The sequence below is a fragment of the Mycobacterium sp. 1164985.4 genome (assembly GCF_001668575.1).
Classification (GTDB): domain Bacteria; phylum Actinomycetota; class Actinomycetes; order Mycobacteriales; family Mycobacteriaceae; genus Mycobacterium.
In genome coordinates this window covers 1-2117 of the sequence record NZ_LZMD01000025.1, presented here as the reverse complement: position 1 = coordinate 2117, position 2117 = coordinate 1, and the positions used below count along the sequence as shown (strand labels likewise).

At 65.5% G+C, this 2117-nt stretch carries 1 protein-coding gene; it reads right to left on the bottom strand.

Annotated features, from left to right (window positions below; genetic code table 11):
- Window positions 1-2117: non-ribosomal peptide synthetase (locus tag A5650_RS03450; RefSeq protein WP_156743991.1), on the bottom strand; the 2117-nt coding region annotated here is incomplete at both ends.

Below are 2117 nucleotides of genomic sequence, written 5' to 3'. Positions count from 1 at the left end.
ACTTCACCCAACTCGATGCGATAACCGCGGATCTTGACCTGCTCATCAGCACGCCCCACATAGCGCAACTGACCATCCGAACCCCACCAGACCAGGTCCCCGGTGCGATACATCCGCCCCCCCGGCGCCCCGAAAGGACATGCCACGAAACGCGATCCCGTCAACCCCGCCCGACCCACATAGCCGTAGGCCAGGCCGGCACCGGCCACATACAGCTCTCCCACCACGCCGATTGGCGCCGCATTCAGTGACCCGTCCAAGACAAAGAAGCCCAAATGCGCCAAAGGGACCCCGATGGGGCTGACCGCGGCCTCGGCGTCGTCGGCGACGATCTCACGCAGCGAGGCATGCACGGTGGTCTCGGTGATGCCGTACATGTTCAGCAGGCGCGGCAAGCCCGGATGACGGTTGAGCCATCCCCGAAGACGCTGCGGTTCCAGTGCCTCCCCACCGAACACCACTGTCTCGAGCTTGAGCTGATCACCCAACTCCTGTGCCAACCCATCGGCGGCCTGCAGGGCATAGAACGCGGACGGGGTCTGACTCAACACACCGACCTGCTGGGCGACCAGCAGCGCGTGCAATTCTTCCGGCGAGCGCACCACCGCATCCGGCACTACCACGACCTTGCCGCCGCTCAACAGCGCGCCGAAGATCTCCCACACCGAAAAGTCGAACGCCAACGAATGGCATTGCGACCACACCGCCGAGCTAGGCACCTCGCCGTGCAACACCGCCAGCAGCCGGGTCACGTTGCGGTGCGGAACCGCCACTCCTTTCGGCACGCCGGTGGTACCGGACGTGTAGATCAGATAAGCGATGTCGTCCGGGGAGGGCACCGGCAGCGCGGTGGAGGGGAGCCTGTCGATGGCTGGGTCGTCGATATCGATGACCAGGAACTCGGCACGCCCGTCGATCCGCGAGCGCAAGTCCGTGGTGGTCAGCGCGGCGATCGGCGCGGCATCGGCGAGTACGAACTCGATCCGTGCATCCGGATGCGCCGGGTCGATGGGCACATAGGCCGCCCCCGTCTTGAGCACCCCGAGCATCGCCACGATCGCCTCAGCCGAGCGCGGCATTACCAGCGCTACCCGCTCACCGCGACAAACACCACGGCTGGCCAACAGGTTCGCCACTCGATTCGACGCCCTATCGAGCTCCCGGAAGGTCATCGAGCGGCCGTCATGACTGATGGCCTCTGCCTTCGGGGCGCTGGCCACCTGAACGTCAAACAGCACCGGGATCGACACCGCAGTGGGCGCCGGCCGGACCAATACGGCCCGATTACCGATGTCATCCACCCGCGCGTGCTCAACCGCATCGAGCACATCGATCGACGACAGCCGTCGGGTTGGCTCAACGGTCAGCGCAGTCAGCACCCGCTGGAGCCGCTCGATCAGTGTCTCGACGCTGGCCGCGTCGAACACATCGGTACGGAACTCCACCTCTCCGCCGATTCCCGCGGCCGTTCCGGCGTCGCTCCAGCGTTCGGAAAGCGCGAACGTCAAATCGACACGGGCCGTCTTGGTTTCGGCCGGCAGCGGTGTGACTCGCAGATCGTCGAGGTCGAACACGGTGGTCAGATCGTTGTTCTGCCAGGCCAGCATCACCTGCACCAGCGGGTGGTGGGTCAGGCTGCGGGTCGGTTTGAGCCGCTCCACCAATACCTCGAAGGGCACATCCTGGTGCTCGAACGCGCTCAGGCTGCGCTGGCGCACCTGACCCAGAATTTCGGCGACGGTCGGGTCACCTGCCACCTCCACACGTAGCACCAGGGTGTTCACGAAGAAACCGACCAAACCATCGAGGACGGCGTCGCGGCGCCCGGCGATCGGGAAGCCCACCGCCACATCCGAACTGGCGCTCAACTTGGCCAACAACACCGCCAGCGCGGCCTGCACCACCATGAAACTGGTCGCGTTGTGTTCACGTGCCACCCGCGTGATCTGCTGCTGCAACTCGGCTGGCCAGTCCACGGTGACCTTGGCCCCGCGGTAATCGGCCACCGGCGGATATGGCCGGTCGGTGGGCAATACCACTCGCTCGGGCATACCGGACAGCGCATCCTGCCAGTAGGCCAGCTGGGCGGAGATGCGGCTGTCGGGATCATCGAGATC